Source organism: Paenibacillus ehimensis NBRC 15659 (assembly GCF_004000785.1).
In the GTDB taxonomy this organism is placed as follows: domain Bacteria; phylum Bacillota; class Bacilli; order Paenibacillales; family NBRC-103111; genus Paenibacillus_G; species Paenibacillus_G ehimensis.
In genome coordinates, this window is record NZ_BILX01000060.1 from 25,420 (window position 1) to 40,836 (window position 15,417).

15 protein-coding genes, 3 pseudogenes and 1 riboswitch are annotated in these 15,417 nt (G+C 56.2%); of the genes and pseudogenes, 10 read left to right on the plus strand and 8 right to left on the minus strand.

What is annotated here, in order from left to right; translation table 11 throughout:
- Positions 1–5: 5 nt before the first annotated feature.
- The 3 genes from PEH01S_RS25615 to PEH01S_RS25625 all read left to right on the plus strand — a co-directional run bounded on the left by PEH01S_RS25615 (position 6) and on the right by PEH01S_RS25625 (position 2,041).
- Positions 6–818: a hypothetical protein gene (locus PEH01S_RS25615; RefSeq protein WP_174807172.1), complete on the plus strand. Its 813-nt coding sequence runs from the start codon at positions 6–8 to the stop codon at positions 816–818.
- Positions 819–1,009: 191 nt separating this feature from the next.
- Positions 1,010–1,146: riboswitch (cyclic di-AMP (ydaO/yuaA leader) on the plus strand.
- A gap of 3 nt (positions 1,147–1,149) precedes the next feature.
- Complete coding sequence (locus PEH01S_RS25620; RefSeq protein ID WP_127488838.1) at positions 1,150–1,617, plus strand: C40 family peptidase; 468 nt, start codon at positions 1,150–1,152, stop codon at positions 1,615–1,617.
- Positions 1,618–1,822: 205 nt separating this feature from the next.
- The gene (locus PEH01S_RS25625; protein WP_025851957.1) at positions 1,823–2,041 is read left to right on the plus strand and encodes a DUF1540 domain-containing protein; all 219 of its coding nucleotides are present in this window, start codon (positions 1,823–1,825) and stop codon (positions 2,039–2,041) included.
- Between the two features lie 108 nt (positions 2,042–2,149).
- Here the strand turns inward: PEH01S_RS25625 and PEH01S_RS25630 are convergent, their stop codons facing one another.
- Positions 2,150–2,776 carry a DUF975 family protein gene (locus PEH01S_RS25630; protein ID WP_025851958.1) on the minus strand — a complete coding sequence of 209 codons (627 nt, stop codon included), beginning with the start codon at positions 2,774–2,776 and terminating at the stop codon, positions 2,150–2,152.
- Between the two features lie 406 nt (positions 2,777–3,182).
- On the opposite strand from PEH01S_RS25630, the gene PEH01S_RS25635 reads away from it, so the two are divergent.
- Positions 3,183–4,001 (plus strand): alpha/beta hydrolase, encoded by an 819-nt coding sequence (locus PEH01S_RS25635; protein ID WP_127488856.1) that lies wholly within the window; start codon positions 3,183–3,185, stop codon positions 3,999–4,001.
- Positions 4,002–4,123: 122 nt separating this feature from the next.
- On the opposite strand, the gene PEH01S_RS25640 is transcribed toward PEH01S_RS25635, so the two are convergent.
- The 3 genes from PEH01S_RS25640 to PEH01S_RS25650 form a co-directional block, all read right to left on the minus strand.
- Positions 4,124–4,570 carry an OsmC family protein gene (locus PEH01S_RS25640; RefSeq protein ID WP_025851960.1) on the minus strand — a complete coding sequence of 149 codons (447 nt, stop codon included), beginning with the start codon at positions 4,568–4,570 and terminating at the stop codon, positions 4,124–4,126.
- 100 nt (positions 4,571–4,670) lie between these two features.
- Positions 4,671–6,257 carry a sigma-70 family RNA polymerase sigma factor gene (locus tag PEH01S_RS25645; RefSeq protein WP_127488840.1) on the minus strand — a complete coding sequence of 529 codons (1,587 nt, stop codon included), beginning with the start codon at positions 6,255–6,257 and terminating at the stop codon, positions 4,671–4,673.
- 70 nt (positions 6,258–6,327) lie between these two features.
- On the minus strand, positions 6,328–6,756 hold the full coding sequence (locus tag PEH01S_RS25650) for an SgcJ/EcaC family oxidoreductase (protein WP_127488842.1): 429 nt from the start codon (positions 6,754–6,756) through the stop codon (positions 6,328–6,330).
- Positions 6,757–6,910: 154 nt separating this feature from the next.
- On the opposite strand from PEH01S_RS25650, the gene PEH01S_RS25655 reads away from it, so the two are divergent.
- Positions 6,911–7,396, plus strand: a complete 486-nt coding sequence (locus PEH01S_RS25655; protein WP_127488844.1) for a MarR family transcriptional regulator — start codon at positions 6,911–6,913, stop codon at positions 7,394–7,396.
- Positions 7,397–7,611: 215 nt separating this feature from the next.
- On the opposite strand, the gene PEH01S_RS25660 is transcribed toward PEH01S_RS25655, so the two are convergent.
- Complete coding sequence (locus tag PEH01S_RS25660; protein WP_127488846.1) at positions 7,612–9,117, minus strand: alpha/beta hydrolase family protein; 1,506 nt, start codon at positions 9,115–9,117, stop codon at positions 7,612–7,614.
- 414 nt (positions 9,118–9,531) lie between these two features.
- Entirely contained in the window at positions 9,532–10,368 is an 837-nt protein-coding gene (locus PEH01S_RS25665; protein WP_127488848.1) for a sulfurtransferase, read from the minus strand.
- Positions 10,369–10,471: 103 nt separating this feature from the next.
- On the opposite strand from PEH01S_RS25665, the pseudogene PEH01S_RS35570 reads away from it, so the two are divergent.
- From PEH01S_RS35570 to PEH01S_RS25675, 3 genes and pseudogenes are all read left to right on the plus strand, one after another.
- Positions 10,472–10,954, plus strand: a pseudogene (locus tag PEH01S_RS35570) (GNAT family N-acetyltransferase); the annotation flags it as partial.
- 93 nt (positions 10,955–11,047) lie between these two features.
- Positions 11,048–11,464, plus strand: a pseudogene (locus PEH01S_RS35575) (DinB family protein); the annotation flags it as partial.
- Positions 11,465–11,481: 17 nt separating this feature from the next.
- Entirely contained in the window at positions 11,482–12,039 is a 558-nt protein-coding gene (locus tag PEH01S_RS25675; protein WP_127488850.1) for a nucleotidyltransferase family protein, read from the plus strand.
- Between the two features lie 8 nt (positions 12,040–12,047).
- On the opposite strand, the gene PEH01S_RS25680 is transcribed toward PEH01S_RS25675, so the two are convergent.
- Both PEH01S_RS25680 and PEH01S_RS25685 read right to left on the minus strand, forming a co-directional pair.
- On the minus strand, positions 12,048–12,359 hold the full coding sequence (locus PEH01S_RS25680; protein WP_127488852.1) for a 4a-hydroxytetrahydrobiopterin dehydratase: 312 nt from the start codon (positions 12,357–12,359) through the stop codon (positions 12,048–12,050).
- 14 nt (positions 12,360–12,373) lie between these two features.
- The gene (locus tag PEH01S_RS25685; protein WP_025851971.1) at positions 12,374–12,667 is read right to left on the minus strand and encodes a hypothetical protein; all 294 of its coding nucleotides are present in this window, start codon (positions 12,665–12,667) and stop codon (positions 12,374–12,376) included.
- Between the two features lie 315 nt (positions 12,668–12,982).
- Between PEH01S_RS25685 and PEH01S_RS25690 the strand changes: the two genes are divergently transcribed.
- Positions 12,983–14,584, plus strand: a complete 1,602-nt coding sequence (locus PEH01S_RS25690) for an SWIM zinc finger family protein (protein WP_127488854.1) — start codon at positions 12,983–12,985, stop codon at positions 14,582–14,584.
- Positions 14,581–15,417: pseudogene (locus PEH01S_RS25695) on the plus strand (DEAD/DEAH box helicase); the annotation flags it as partial. The gene PEH01S_RS25690 and the pseudogene PEH01S_RS25695, both read left to right, overlap by 4 nt.

Below are 15,417 nucleotides of genomic sequence, written 5' to 3' on the forward strand. Positions count from 1 at the left end.
AGAACATGTGGAATCGGATCAAAAAGGGCTGGGCAATCGCCTGGCATCAGCCGTTCGCCGTCTTCGCGCTATTCTTCTACAATCTGCTCTGGGGCGTCGTCTTGTATAAGCTCGTTCAGTCGGTCGTGCTCCCCCTCCTTCACCGGTATCCCGGCGGAGCGCTTTCCGGCGAGTCGGTACGGCTGTTTTGGGTGGAGGGCCAGTTTCAGCTGATGAAAACCGACCTGCTCGTACCGTACCTATGGACGGGGCTCGGGCTGCTCGGGCTCCGGATGCTGCTGCATCCCGCGCTGAACGCTGGGGTCTTCTACTCCCTTCGGCACCGGGAGCTGAATGCAGGCTACCGGTTTGTGGCCGGCGCCCGCAAGCTGTTCTTCCCGTTCCTCGGGCTGTATGCGCTCCAGCTCGTCCTGTCGCTTGGCCCGCTTTACTGGCTTGCGCCTCACGCCGCGAAGCAATTCGCCGTACAGGCCTCCTACGCTTCGCTGGGGCAAGCGCTGCTGCCCGCCTTGGCCTTGTACGCCGTCTACCTGTTTCTGCTGCAGCTGCTGTTTCTGTTCCTGCAGATCGGCAAAACCGACGGAAGGTCCACGCTGTACACGCTGCTGTTCGCCTTCCGGCATCTGCCGGCCATCGCGCTGGCGGCGCTGGCCGTCGCCGCTCTGTCGCTTGTGCTGTCCGCCGCCGTGGTCGTGTCGTCTTTCTGGTGGGCGGGTTTCGCAGCGCTCGTTCTCATGCAGGCGTACCGGCTGGTGCAGATGTTCTTCAAGGTATGGGCGATCGGCACGCAGTATGCGCTTTGGGCGGAAAAGGCCTAACCCGGAGCTTCACTTCAACGTAAAAATAATGCCAAAATACGAGAACGCCGTCTTCCGGAACTGCCGGGAGATGACGTTCTTTTTGGCTTCTAAACAAAAAGTTTCATAAATAAACATTGATTTTGTGACAATTATGTGACAAAGGGAGGAAAACGTCATGTTTGCTCGAATATATGTACTCGGATTAAAAAAAGAAAATTTTGCCGAATTTCTGTTCGCAGAAAACGGGGGATCCATTTTTGGGTGAATTGATCTCGCAGTAGAGTGATCATAGGGTACCTTCAACCGAACCCTCAAGCTAACCTCGTAGGCACCGGAAGGGGAAACTTCTTTGAAAAAGCTTGTAGGTTTTGCATTTTCTTTGACCCTGTTTTGCAGCATTTCGGTCGGTAGCGTCTTTGCTGAAACCCCACTAAGCTCAGCGGTTAACGAGGCTATGGGTACGCCCTACAAGTACGCGGGCACCACGACCAAAGGCTTCGATTGCTCGGGCTATACTTCGTGGGTATTCGACAAATTCGGCGTCGATCTGCCGCATACGTCCAAAGGCCAAGCCGAGCTTGGTACCGAGGTGGCCAAAGACCAGCTTCGTCCCGGCGACCTGGTGTTCTTCAACACCGACGGTAAAGGGATCTCCCACGTAGGCGTATACGTAGGCGAAGGCAAGTTCTATCACTCCGCTACGGATCAAGGCGTCACCGTCACGAAACTCAGTGACTCCTACTACGCCAAGCGTTACGTCACGGCGCGGCGCGTCCTGTCGGACGAGCAGTACAAGCAAGTGATGACGGACAAGTAAATTTGCTATCTCAACGGAAGTTTCCCGTACCTTCGAAAGCCCTCAGCGTTTGTCTGCTCTGCGTTCGTTCCAACGAACAGCCGGCCGGACAAGCCTGCAGGGCTTTCTGTCTTTTAGCGGATGAAAGCGCTCCTCCCTTGGTACGGCAGTTGGGCCGGTGGTTCACGGAGCGACATCGCGGGTAAACAAGGGTGAGGTGATGGACATGGAAAATCCATTGGTGAAATGCAGCATTGCCAACTGCGAATATTGGGAGCAGGGCAATAACTGCAGTGCGGAGGTCATTATGATTGAAGTGAACAAGCATGCGGATAGGCCGCAGCCTCAGACGAAGGACGGCGCAGCCTACGATTCCCGCCATCAGGATTCGGCCTCGGGCATCACGGACACCTGTTGTCAGACGTTTGCGGAACGAAAACATTGAATGAACGCCAAAAAAACAGAGCTGCCTGACGTCATTCGACGGAGACAGCTCTGTTCGGGTCATACGCCTGCCGGCAGCCCGCTCCAGGTTGCCTACGATTACGGCAAATTAGAGAGTATAGCTGCGAGGCGCTTCCTCATAGGGCGTGGCATAATTCTGGTTCTTCAATTCCTCATAGAAAGCAGCCACCGCCGCATAGATGTACGGATGCACCCAAAGCAAGCCGATGCCGAACGGAATCATCCCGAGCAGAATCCACCCGATAAAGCTCAAGTAAAGCATGAACAGCCGGCTCTTGTGTCCCCTCATCATTTCCTTGCTTTGACGCAGGGCTTCGAGGGCCGGCATTCCCGGATTATCGCGCATAATGAAATACGCCAGCGAATAGCTCAGAGCCGCAATAATCCCCGGTACAAAAAGAAGCAGCGACCACAAAAAAATGAAGATGCTCGATACGATGTTTAAAACTAAGGCATTTCCGAACTGGTTGTTATTGAACCCGTCGAACAAATTGCTGACCGACGTCAATTCGCCGCGAACCGTGCCCAGGAAATAACCGTACAGGCCGAACGTCAAGGGTCCGGTAATCACAATAGCGCCGATCCATCCGATCAACGGAATGTTAACCAGCACGGAAAGAATCACCCCATAAATGAAAAAGCCAAGAACCGCGTTCACCCAGTTCCCTTGCAAGCTTTCCCTCGCCATCCGGCGAAGCTCTGAATTTGTCAGCATACCAAAACTTCCTCTCCCGTTAAAAAATATATACGCGCATACAACGGTTTTCCCGTCCATTCGGCATGTACTCTATGATATCTGGTAAAAGCAGGGCATTTCAATGTGATTTTCGACACAATTTGTCAAAATTTCTGGTAAATTAGACCTATTTCTTCTTCGCCTTGCCAGCGCCTTTCCCCCGGTTGCAGGCCTCCGTTCGCTATTTTCCGAAGAGGACCCAAAAGATTTCCGGATATCGTCCATGGCTCTGCAGAGGGGCCGTGCTTTATAATTTGGGACATGATCGTCCTTGGCGGGAAATTTTATTGAATCCGAAATGTAGAATCAGGGAGGAAGGAATACGGTGGTCGACCAAACAAGGGAATCATCCGCCACAGAGGGAAAGACTGCCGCCGGAGGCTTAGTGACCCTTCCTCGAACAGAACAGCGCATGATGCGCTCGCGGGCGGAAAATCGCGAGTATCGCATTTTCGTAGCCAAGCCGGACGTCGAGCCGCCTCCTTCGGGATACCCGGTCATCTATTTGCTCGATGCGAATTCCGTATTCGGTACGATGGCCGAGGCGATCCGATTGCAGTCGAGACGGCCGGAGAAGACCGGAGTCGCACCTGCCGTAATCGTCGGCATCGGCTACGATACGGAAGGGCCGTTTTCGAACGCCCGCTATTACGATTTCACGATGCCCGTACCCGCAGCGGAGCTGCCTCAAAGTCCGCGCGGAACGGCATGGCCGGAGCTGGGCGGAGCGGAGGCTTTCTTGAATTTCATCGAAGAGGACCTGAAGCCGGAGATCGAACGCGAGTTCAGCATCGACCGCGGCAGGCAAACGATTTTCGGCCATTCGCTTGGCGGCCTCTTCGCGCTGCATGCGCTTTTTACAAGGCCGGGGACGTTCCAGACGTACGTCGCAGGAAGTCCTTCCATTCATTGGGGCAAAAGCGCCCTGCTGGAAGAAGAAAGGCAGTTCGCCTCCCGCATGGAGAGCGAGCCCTGCAGTGTCGGTGTGCTGCTGGCGGTTGGGGAACACGAGAAACATCATCACAGCCATATGAACGACAATGCGAAGGAGCTGGCGGAACGGCTGTCTGCGCTGGCGAGCCGGGGAGTGCGCGTGAAGTTCCATGAGTTCGAGGGCGAGGGGCATGTCTCGGTGCTCCCGGTGCTGATCAGCCGCGCCCTGCGGTTCGCCTCGGAAGGCAGGTCGGGGGCTGGGCATCCGTAATCCTGTAATTTGTCGCTATGGGAGCCAGGAATAAGTGCCGGAAAAAAGAGCTGCGCAGACGCCCGACGGCAGCCTGCTGCAGCTCTTCAATCCGCGTCACCCGCGGATTTTCCCCATGTCTCTTAGCTCTCGATAACGATGCTGTTTAATTTAAGACTGACCGGGTTGGCGATGGTATCTCCGACCGGACATTTGCTCTCGATGAATCGGATAAATTCCTCCACCTTGTCCTTCGGCGAATCGGTTTTAATCCGAAACGTATAGCGGATTTCGGAGTAACCCGGACGAACGTCCGACCGGTTGAAAAAACCGTCGAGATCAAGATCGCCCTCCACCTCTACTTGGAAATCGTCGAGCTTGACTCCAAACTTGGGCGCATAGACTCTGGCTACGATCGATTGGCAAGCCCCTAACGAGGCCAAGAGCGCCTCTACCGGATTCATTCCGGTATCCGTTCCGCCCAAGCTTTTTGGCTCGTCGATGGTCAGCTCGAACTGTCTGGAACGGGCCTTTACTTTCACTCCGTCTTGCAAATGTGCTGTTGCTTTGAAGGTTTGAACCGCGGCCATGGAATACTCTCCTTTGATTATCGGGTGCGTTCCGCTTTCCCCTTAAAACCAACTTATTAACTAGGTATTGTGGGTATTATAGGATGATTTTGGCATTCTGTCAATGCTGCCCGTCAGCGATTGTCCCCGGAACGAGCGTGTTTTGGGATGCATCCCAGCGCCATGGGATCGAACGGCCCTGCAGATGTACGCCGCCGTACCATTCGTCGATTCCGTTTAAAGCAATCCAATCCTCTTCCCCGTCCAGTACTTTTCTGCCCGCTTCCGTCAATGCAACCGTACTCTGACGTAATGGCGACGCCGGGTCCTTATAGCCTGGAAATGCGCTCAAGCCTTCGAGCTTCAACAAGGAGTGCGGACCTTGCGATAGTTTAGCCAAGCGATGCCAATATTGAAGATCCCCCATGCCCAGCCCATGAAGCTGATTTCCTATATGTCCGAACAAATCCAGCGGCGAAGTCGTCCCGTCGCGAACCATCTCCAGCGTGGTTTGTTCTACAATGCCAAGTCCGTTCCGGGTCGAGGGAAACCGCGATAAATGAAGCCGAAAAGCGTCGCGCACATAGGGCAGCCCGGAGGTATCGCCCTCTTCAAGCAGTTGAACTAACTTGCCCGGGTCCGGAGCGCAGTAAGCCTCCCAGACGATTGTGCCCAATTCGAGCTGCTCCTTGCCGATCGCTTGCCAGGTGCCGGACAAGGTCGCCATTTGATTCACAGACAGCTGCCCCAATCCCCGAAAAAGCTCAATTCCCGGGAAGGCCCCGATGCACAGCAAGCTTAGCTTTGTTGCGCCTAACGACTGCTGCGCGAACCAATGAAGCAAACAGCACAGCATCGTCTGATCGAACAGATCATGCTCGAACCACAGCACAATTTCCTCGTATTTCCGAAAGTCTGCGCGAACCTTCTCCTGCTCTTCGCTTAGACGTACAAATTCCGCACTCGGAATTCCCATCGCCTGCTCCAAATAACGCGCCCGAACCGAACGATTGGTTTCCTCGGCAGAATCGATAAATACCGGTCCTTCGGGATATACCTCTCTCCAGACAAGAATGTCGCCTTGGACAACGCCCTGCCGCAGCTTCTCCGCGACGGTATCGCCATTGACAATGTGCAGCATTCGTTTCCCTCCTTCGTACAATTGATGAAACACGGAGACGAAATCGGCCACGGGAAGCTTTCCTTTCAGCTTCGCGCGGGCGTCGAAGAGCCGCTTTTTCAACACCGGAACAGGCGTACCCAAATAAGCGGAAATCTCTGGCAGAGAGTAGCCGTGAAAATAAAACAGTTGGACCGTGACGCGCAAGTTGGACGATAAAGCGGCTATGGAATCATGAAGGCATTGCTGCATTTCTTTTCTTTCGACAATCTCCGGTACGCTTGGCTGTCTCCCGATCGTTTGGGCCAATTGATCGAACGGCACCGTTGGATGCCGCTTCCTCCGCACAAGACGATGACATTGACGAATCACGATCGTTTTGAACCATCCGGGAAAAGCATCCGCTTCCTTGAGCTTGCGCAAATGGATAAAAGCTTCCGCAAACGCCTCCTGCACGGCATCCTCCGCCAAATGGGAATCACGCAGCCTCTCGTACGCAACCGCATAAGCCATCGCTTCGAAACGCCGGACGATCAGGTCAAAAGCTTCCCGGTTTCCCTGTTTTGCCCGTTCAATCCACTGCTGCATGGGAGTTTCGCCCCCTTTCATCACCACTCCAGGATAAGGTGCCGAAGGAGCGCACAAAGGTTACAAAAACTTAAGCCCTGCCTCCCGGAATTTCTTGAATGCGGCAATTGTGGAACGCTGTAATTTTCCACACTCCGTTTCGTTTGACCACCACGTTCGTATTGATGGATCCCCGGTCCATGGAGTCCTGCGCCGGATCAGCCAATTTCGCCTCCCCGATTCCATGGACAATCGCCACGTCCGGGGTGACAAACCGCGGCCGTAATTCGGCGGCAGCACTGGATTCCAAGGTTGACCCTTGGAGCGGACCGTTAAATAACCACTGATGGACCTCCGCGATCTGCTTCCTCCCTTTTAAATGCTGCCCCATAAACGTCACGTAATCCGCGTCCTCCGTGAAGCATTCGCCAAATGCGGCTCCGTCGCCCCGATTCCAGGCATCGCTTAACGCCGTAAATAATTCCTGCATCGCTTGTATATCTTTTTGGTGATTATCCATTTCCGGTTCCGTCCTCTCGATCATTGGATTTTTGGCTGCGCCTTCCGATTGTGATATACTGTTGACCAGATAAATACTTAATGTATAAATTTTCTTAATAAAATTTATATCTTAATCAATTAAGATATTTTCATCTTATACCGGAGGTCTCCTTATGTCAAGCGATCAACGCAATCATGCTGTCCCGCAGCTTACTCCCTTGCAGCAGGAACTGCTCCTCGAATTGCGCCAAAATAGCGCGCGGGCCGTCATGTTCCACCAGCTCATCTCCGAGAAGCTCGGACTGAACGCCACGGATCACAAGTGCCTCGACTTTCTGAACAGCGCCGGACCGGTAACCGCCGGGCGATTGGCCGAGTTAACCGGTTTGACCACGGGGGCGGTCACGAACGTCATCGACCGGCTGGAACAGGCGGGATATGTAGTGAGGGACAAGGACCCGAACGACCGCAGGCGCGTTGTCGTCAAGCCTACCGGCCGGGAATCCGAAACGATTCCCCCGCTATTCGACTCGGTCTTTCAGGCAACGCACAACATTTTATTGGGCTATAGCGAACAGGAGCTGCGCGTGATCCTCGATTTTATCAAACAGTGCAACGCGATGACTCTGGAAGAGATGAACAAGCTGAAGCAGGATTAATTAACTTTGGGAAAAAAGAAAAAGCCAGCCCATGCCGGTCTTATAAAACTTTCAAGCCGTCTTCTATATCTGAACCTCTGTCAAGAAAGTAGACACAATGGGTATGAGAGCTCAACATACGAAGGTTGCTGGCATATTTGGCAGCCACGCTTAAGGAACGGGTACGATAGCTCCTAGAGAACAGGCTGCCGCAAAATCAGCAGCCTGTTCCGTAATTATAATAGCGAGGTTACGAACTTCACCTCCGGAAAGCGGCTATCCGGTCCTTTCATTAAGTTTCCGCCTTGATTTTTCAAATACATATCGAAGAAATCCAGCATATAGGAATTGATAACGGAGTTCGCTCTTTCGGGCGCAATCTTTCCTGTCATGCCGAGCATTTTGAAAATCGGAGAAATGAACTGTACGTCGGCAAAATTCAAATGCTCCGTATTGTCGATATAGAGGACTTGTCCGCCTGCAGCAACCGTTTCGCGCATCCGTTCAAGCTCCAACTTTTTGTCTTCCGTTTCTTGATCCACCCACTCTCTTGTTACGCCCATACGTTTAAGCTCTGCATCCGTGTAGACCCGGTTATCCATCACCATTTTTAATCTTTCGAATCCGCTTTCCGAGTTCATGAACAAAAACGGCTTTCGCAGACCCTCTCTGTCACGCAGTCGATAAAGCCCTCCATCAATGTCGATTCCAACCGCGATTCGCGGATCGTAAGCAGCGTCATAGGCCGTCGCTCCGCCGATGGAATGACCGAACACCCCGACATGGCCGAGATCAATCCTCCCTTTTAGCTGGCTTGGAATGTGCCCCGATTGGATGAGCTCGAATTGGTCCAGCGCAAACGACACATCGACGGTTAACACTTTTCCCAACTTGTCGCGGTTTCCGATTTCCGTCCGGTAATCATGGTCGGGCGAGAATAAGTCGTTGGTTGTGCTGGTCGTGATTCGACCGTCCGGAAACTCGGTTGCAAATGTATTGTAGGCGTGGTCGATCACGGCCACGATATATCCGTGACTCGCGAGATTTTCGGCTTGCGACGTGTGAAGGAACCTGGAGGAACCGAAGCCGGGATTGCCAAGGATCAGCGGGTATGAAGTCTGTGCCGAAGAGACTTCGGCCCCCGAATAAGCATGACTGGATATGTACTTCAGGTGTTGAAAAGTAAACCCGGGAAGGCCATAGTTCGCCGCCATATAACGTAAAATCCGGGTATCGGGGATAAAGGGAGCGTACTTGCCGGTGCCAGCTTGAGCCGGATACCATACCTGAACCATCAATTCTCTCTTGCCTGTCGCGGTTTTGCCAAATGTCTCCTCCCGGCTTGGATCGACGAAATGAAAGACTTGCGTGCCTACCTTCAACTCGCCGACTGGCGCCGGAAGGTCGAATACAGGAAACACATAAAGGAAGCACGCCGTTGCGATTAGCCCAATCACGATAAAAAGGCGGCCCAGCACCTTACGGATTCGCGAGGCAGTCCGAACGGCTTCCTGCGTTAGGAAAACGTCTATAAGCGAAAGTATAAGCATCAGGATCGTAAATCCGTATAAAAATAAAAGCTGAACCCTGTATCCTTCGACAAGCAAATGTATCACTAAAAAAATGGAGCCGGCTCCGCTTGTCAGGAGCAAAGCTGACCTTCGGATACGTTGATTGAAAACGAACAGGATCGCCAACAAACAAGCGCTTGAAAAGAATAGCAGCATTTCAAAAAGCCTCACGCCAACTCCCCCTAAAAACTAATCCCATCGATGGATAGGATTAGTTTACAGGAGCAACTAGATTGATACCATTGATCTAGATGACATTGCCTTACACTCTTGTAAGGTTGCGCGACGATGGCGCGAAAAACGGCATGTGATGTGCTGGCTCCTGCCCTTCGGCCGGGGTTGTTTGTTTCACAATTGAGAAGACAGCTCGAGTCTTTGCGAAATATCATAGACGGACCCTCCTGGCTCGCTTAGAAAGTTTCCAGTTGGGCATGCTATCCTGCCGGACTGTGGTTGGCTCAAGGCCGCTTGCGGCTTCTCTTTTTGTAAGCTGTTGAACGAGAATGCCAAAGAGGGCCGCAACAGGTCACTTACTCATAACCTGTCACAGCCCTCCACCCCGCGTCGGACGCGGTCTTTCGGCTCTTACTCTTCTCCCGTCGCGATCGGATTCTCGCTATACGAAATCCAGTCGCTCCAGCTTCCGGGGTACAGCTTCACATTGTTCAGCCCCGCTTCGCTCAGCGCGATCACATTCGGGCAGGCCGTAACGCCGGAGCCGCAGTAGACGATGATCTCCTCCGCCTGACGGAGCCCGTCGAAACGCTCGGCCAGCGCAGCTTCGTTCTTCCAAGCGCCGGTCTCGTCCAAGGCGTCCTTCCAAAAATACGACTTCGCGCCGGGAATATGTCCGGCTATCCGGTCGATCGGCTCCTCAATGCCGAGGTAGCGCTTCGTTTCGCGGGAGTCGATCAAAGTCACACCGGGCTTACTCAGCCGTTCCTTGACCTGCTCGACGCTGACAGCCATGTCTTCACGCACGCGGGGCGTAAATACGGCCTCTCGCAGCAACGGCGGCTCGTCGGTGACGGGGTAGCCCGCTTCCTTCCACTTGCTGTAGCCTCCGTCCAAAAGATACACCTTGTCGTGGCCAAGGTAGGTGAGCAGCCACCACAAGCGCGAAGCCATCGCTCCGCCTTGATCGTCGTAAGCGACGACGGTGGAGCCGGCATGGATGCCCGCTTGCCCCAGCTTCGCCGCAAGCTCCTGCACGTCAGGGAGCGGATGGCGCCCGCCGTGCTTCGTGATGGGACCCGACAGGTCGCGCTCCAGATCAAAATAAACCGCGCCGGGAATGTGATCGATGTCGTAGCTTTGCTTCCCCGATTCCGGCTTCCCCAGCGTGAACCGGCAGTCCGCGATGACGATGTGATCGTCCGTTCCATGCTCGAAGAGCCACGGTTGACTTACAATATGCTTCAAACCAATCACTTCCTTAGATGGGATGAAATACGGTATAGTTATCAGTATACAACGGAAAAATGCCCGGCGGAAGCGCAATCGTCGGCGCAAAACAGGAGGAACGATGCATAACGAAACGAAAAGCTTCCGTCTCGTTCCGATGCGGGAAGATCACGGACGCGACATCTGTACGTGGAGGTATCCTTCCCCTTACGATTTGTACCATTGGGACCCGTGGGAGCAGATGGTAGCGCGCGGCGAGGAATTCGGCGATCCGCGCATCCGCGAGGCGCAGTACCGGGCCGTGCTTGACGAATCCGGCGAGCTGTGCGGCTTTGTGCAGTTTTTTCCGATGGTCGGCGTCACGCGTCTGGGGCTCGGACTGCGGCCGGACTTGTGCGGCCAAGGCAGCGGCGCGGCGTTTGTCCGCGCCATCGTTCAAGAGGCCAGGCGCAGCGCACCGGGCAACGAAATCGATCTGGAAGTGCTCACGTGGAATCAACGGGCCATCCGGACTTACGAGCGGGCCGGCTTTGTCATCACGGATACGTATGAACGCCCGACGCCGGAAGGGTCCGGAGAGTTTCACTGCATGGTATGGACGGGCACGATTGACGAGGAGGAGAAGATTGTGGGGAATAACGAACGATCGAAGGCCGAGCTGCTTCCCGAGTTTCGCGGGCTGCTCGCTTTTGCGGAAGAAATCCGCAGCGTGGATGCGCGGACGTGGGACGAGCCTCTGGGGCCCGGCAAGTGGACGATGAAGGAAGTGGTCGGGCACCTGCTGCTGTGGGACCAGTATTTCTACGAGTCGGCCATCGGCAAAATCGCGGAAGGCAAGCCGCTGACGCTGAAGCAACTGGATTTCGACGCGTTTAATGCCCGGGCGGCACAATACGGGCGGACCCAAACCAGCGGCAAGCTCGTAGAAGAGCTCGTCTTATGGCGCAGCCGGCTTGCGGATGCGCTGGAAGGATTGTCCGAGACGGAATTTTGCCGCTCGTTTCCGGACCTGGATGGCAAGCCGTTCGTCATCTCGGAGTACATCCCGGATTTCGTCTGGCATGACCGTCATCATATCGCGCAACTTCGCGAATTTTTGAGCCGGTCGAGCTAAGGAGAGGGGGCGATCGCATGAACAAAGAAGCGCTGCTCCGGATCGCGGACATGCTGAACCGGAATGCCGTCGACTGGGGGCTTGGAGGCTCGTCCATGCTCTGGTTTCACGGGCTCGTCGACCGCCCCAACGACATCGACCTGCTCGTCGCTGAGCACGATGCGCTGCGGGCGCACGAGCTGCTGAGCCGTCTCGGAACGCACGAGGCCGTGAAGCCGAAGGAGCCTTTCTGTACCAAGCATTTCACCCAGTACACCATACTCGGCACGGAGGTCGATGTCATAGGCTTGTTCGGCATCCGTCACGCGGAAGGCGTATACCGGTTGGATTGGCGCAGGGACGAAAGCACGCGGGTCGAACTGCTGGAGGGCGTGTCCATTCCGCTGACGCCGCTGGAAGATTGGTTCGTGCTATACCTGCTCATGTCCGGACGAGGCGGCAAAGCCGATCTCATCGAAGCCTGCCTGAAGCGGCAGGGCGTCCGGCGGGACCGGCTGGAGGCCGCCTTGCGGCAGCCGCTGCCGACCGAAGTGCGCGCGCGCGTGCTTGCCGCTATGGCAGCAGCGGAAGGTTAAGGCAAGCGCTACGGCGTGCGTTCGTCCGCGCTTCCGGCATAAGCCTCGTCATACCGGGCTACGCTCGCACAATCGAGCTCCGTCAATCCGCCCGCATGCCACGACGTCAAGCGAAGCGTCACCACCCGATAATCGATGGCGATCATCGGGTGATGGTTCATAGCCTCCGCGATGTCCGCGATCCGGTTTACAAACGCGATGCTGCCCGCGAAGGCGGGGAAGCGGTATTTTTTTACCAGCCACTTCCCCTCTTCCATCGACCAGCCCTCGAGGCCGGACAGCCTCGCCTTCACTTCTTCCGCCGTCAGCCTGCTCCCCATGCCCTGCCGCCCCCTTATACCAAGTGTATGACCCTTGTTAGCGCTTCCCCTTGATCGATGCGGATGACATGCCGTTTCGGATCGTGCGTAACGGTACAGTCGCCGACGCTCATCTGCGCTTCCGTCCCGAGCCCGTAAAACAAGTCGTCGGCCAGCGTCTTGATGCACTCCTTCCGCTCGCCTTCGTTCAATTCGCCCCAGTCCTCGGCCGACATTTCCAGAAACTCGTGACACCGCTCGATTCCCTGCAGCGCATCCGTGAAATCTTCGATAATGTCGCGGTATTCCCTGCCGAATTTAATGCCCATGGTTCTCCGCCTTTCCCGTTGCCGCCGTCGTCGTGTCCGCGTATCTGCTTCGCCCTTGTCCTTAGGTCCATGCTCTCTGAAGAGACGGCGGCTCGCGGCCGGGCGGACGGCAGCTGCAATCATTTTTGGCAATCCTTTTGACTCATTGTACTCGGAAACCGGACCTCCCGCAACCGCGCCGCCCCTGCAACAAAGCGTCCTGAAAGCAGCGCTTTTGCGAGAAAAAAAGTCATATTTTCGGCTTGGATCCGGCACGCATTTCGATGCAAAATCTGGTACACTATAAGGATAGACAAAAAGGGCGGTGGGCGAAACATGCTGAAGCTGCAGATTCCGAAAAATCGAATGAATGAACTGATCGGTCATCTGCGCGACAATTTCGACCCGGCCAGGCTTGAGCGCGGATGGGCTTATTACCACAAGGGGCAAGTGGCGGAGCTGGAACTGAAGGATGGCGTGGAAGTGCATGCTTTGGTGCGCGGCACGAAGCGCTACGAAGTGATTCTCGATCTGGACCAGTTCGGCAAAAGCGAATGCAGCTGCCCGGACGGGGACAACTGCAAGCACATGGCCGCAGTCGCTTTCGCTCTGTACGCGCCCTTCGGCCGTCCGGAGCTGCTTCTGCAGCAGCTCAAGCAGGCGATCGCCGTGCGCTCGCGGCAGCAGGCCAAGCAGACGGCGGTCTCCAAGGCTGCGGAGAAGCGGCAGGACCGTTTCGAGCCTCCGGCCTCCGATCAGGCGCCGGCCCAGTGGCAGAAGTTTTTCGACCAGCAGTTTTACGGCTTCTCCCTGGGCCAGCAGCAGTCGATCGAGCTGTTCTACAGCGCGGTCAAGGAAAAGCTGCTGCCCTACGGCGAAGGCTGGGAGCAGCCGCTGCGGGACCTGTATACGCTCCATGTGCTGCTCTTCGTGATGCGGAAAATCGAACAGTTTTATCAGGAGACGAAAACGTCCTACCTTTCCTATTATATTGAAACGGGCTGCCGGACGGTCGGCCGCCAATGTCTGGAGGAGCTGCTGCGGCTTGTGCCCCGGCTCGATGTCGCCCTTCTGGCCGAAAAAGCTTCGGCCCCCTGGAAGGAGACGCTCGGTCTGCTGGCGGAGGCGGCGCTGTCGGGGAAGGAATCGCCGTTGTCGTGGTCTACCGTATACCGCAGCGTCTGGTGGCGCATGACAACCTTTCCCGCATGGATGGCGGAGGAACGCGCCCGGCTGCGGCGCATGCTGGATGCGCCGGATCTGATGCCGAGACGGCGGGATGCGCTGCTGCTCGCGGAGGCGCATTTTGCCGTGATCGAAGGCGACGACGACGCGGCGCGGCAGAAGCTCGAAGGGCTGTCCAAGCGGGAAGCGCGGGACTACTTCCTCTATCTGCACCGCTGCTATGAGGAAGAAGCATGGGACCGGATGCTGGCTTGGCTGCGCTGGCTGCTGCCGGTCGTGCAGCGGGCCCAGCAGGAGGAGCTGCGGCAGTTTTGCCAGTATTGGATGGAAGCGGTGCAGCGACAGACCGACGATGGCGAGTGGGTATCGGTCATGATCGCGCTGCTGCCGCGGACGTATCATTTCTATACGGCTTACTTGATGAAGGCGCAGCGCTATAAGGCTTGGATCGATTTGCAGCTCTCGAACCGCGTCTCGCCGCTGGATTTGTATTCGCTGGATTTGCAAACGGTCGAGAAACATGACCCGTCGCTGATGCTGCCGCTGTTTCACCAGGCGGTCGAGCGTTGCATCGCCGAGAAAAACCGGACGGCCTACAAAAACGCCGTACGCCTGCTGAAAAAGCTGCACACCTTGTATAAAAAACTGAACCGGTCGAACGACTGGGACGACTTCATATATCGGCTGGCGATGAAATATTCGCGCCTGCGCGCGCTGCAGGAAGAGCTGAGGAAAGGAAAATGGATTCCATGACCGATACGGGCCTCATCCACGTCCATGTGCGCTGGGCGCCGCAGGACGGCTTCTTCCTGTGGGGCGCCCGCTATAACGGAGGCGTATGCGACGCTTATGATCTGCGGGACTGGCTGTTCGCTTGGCACGAGCCTTCCTTCTACGGAACGTTCATCGAGGTCGTCGAGTCGCAGAACGTCGAAGGGGTGCTGCTCCCTGCGCTGGAAGCGCTGGACTATTTGGCGGCGCCGGGCGTCGTCCGGCACCAACGGCTCGCCTTCGGCCGCGAGCTGAAGGAGCTGACGCAGCTTGCGCCCCATGTCAAGGAAGCGCTGACGCACGGCCGTTTCATGCCGGATTTCGCCAAGTGGAAGGCCGGAGAGCTCGGCTGGAAGCTGCAGCTGCCCGAGGCGGCAGCGGCCTGGTCCGCCTTGCCGGTCGCGCAGTATTGGCTGGACCGGCTCATCCCGGCGTGGATTCAGGAGGACGGCGTCATGCGCCAGAGTCTGGAGCAGCTGGAGCGCTCGTTTCCGCTGCTTGGACGCGGCGGCGGCCAGGCGGCCGAGCTGTGGATGGACGAGGAGGACTGGCTCATCTCCATCGGCTGGCAGTCGGACGGCACGCCGTTCCGCACGTGCCTGAAGCTCGAAGAGCCCGCGGAGTCCGGCGGCGCATGGCCGCTGCGCGTCGTGCTGCAGGACCGCAGCGATAAGGACGTGCAGCACGAGGTGGCCCCGTCCGCCGTCGCCGGTTGGGCCGCGGCGGAGCCGGAAGCCGGCGGGACGGCCGCGGACGAGGCTGCAAGCGATGCGGCAGGCGGCATCACGGCGCAAGCGGAAGCGCCCGCGGGCAGC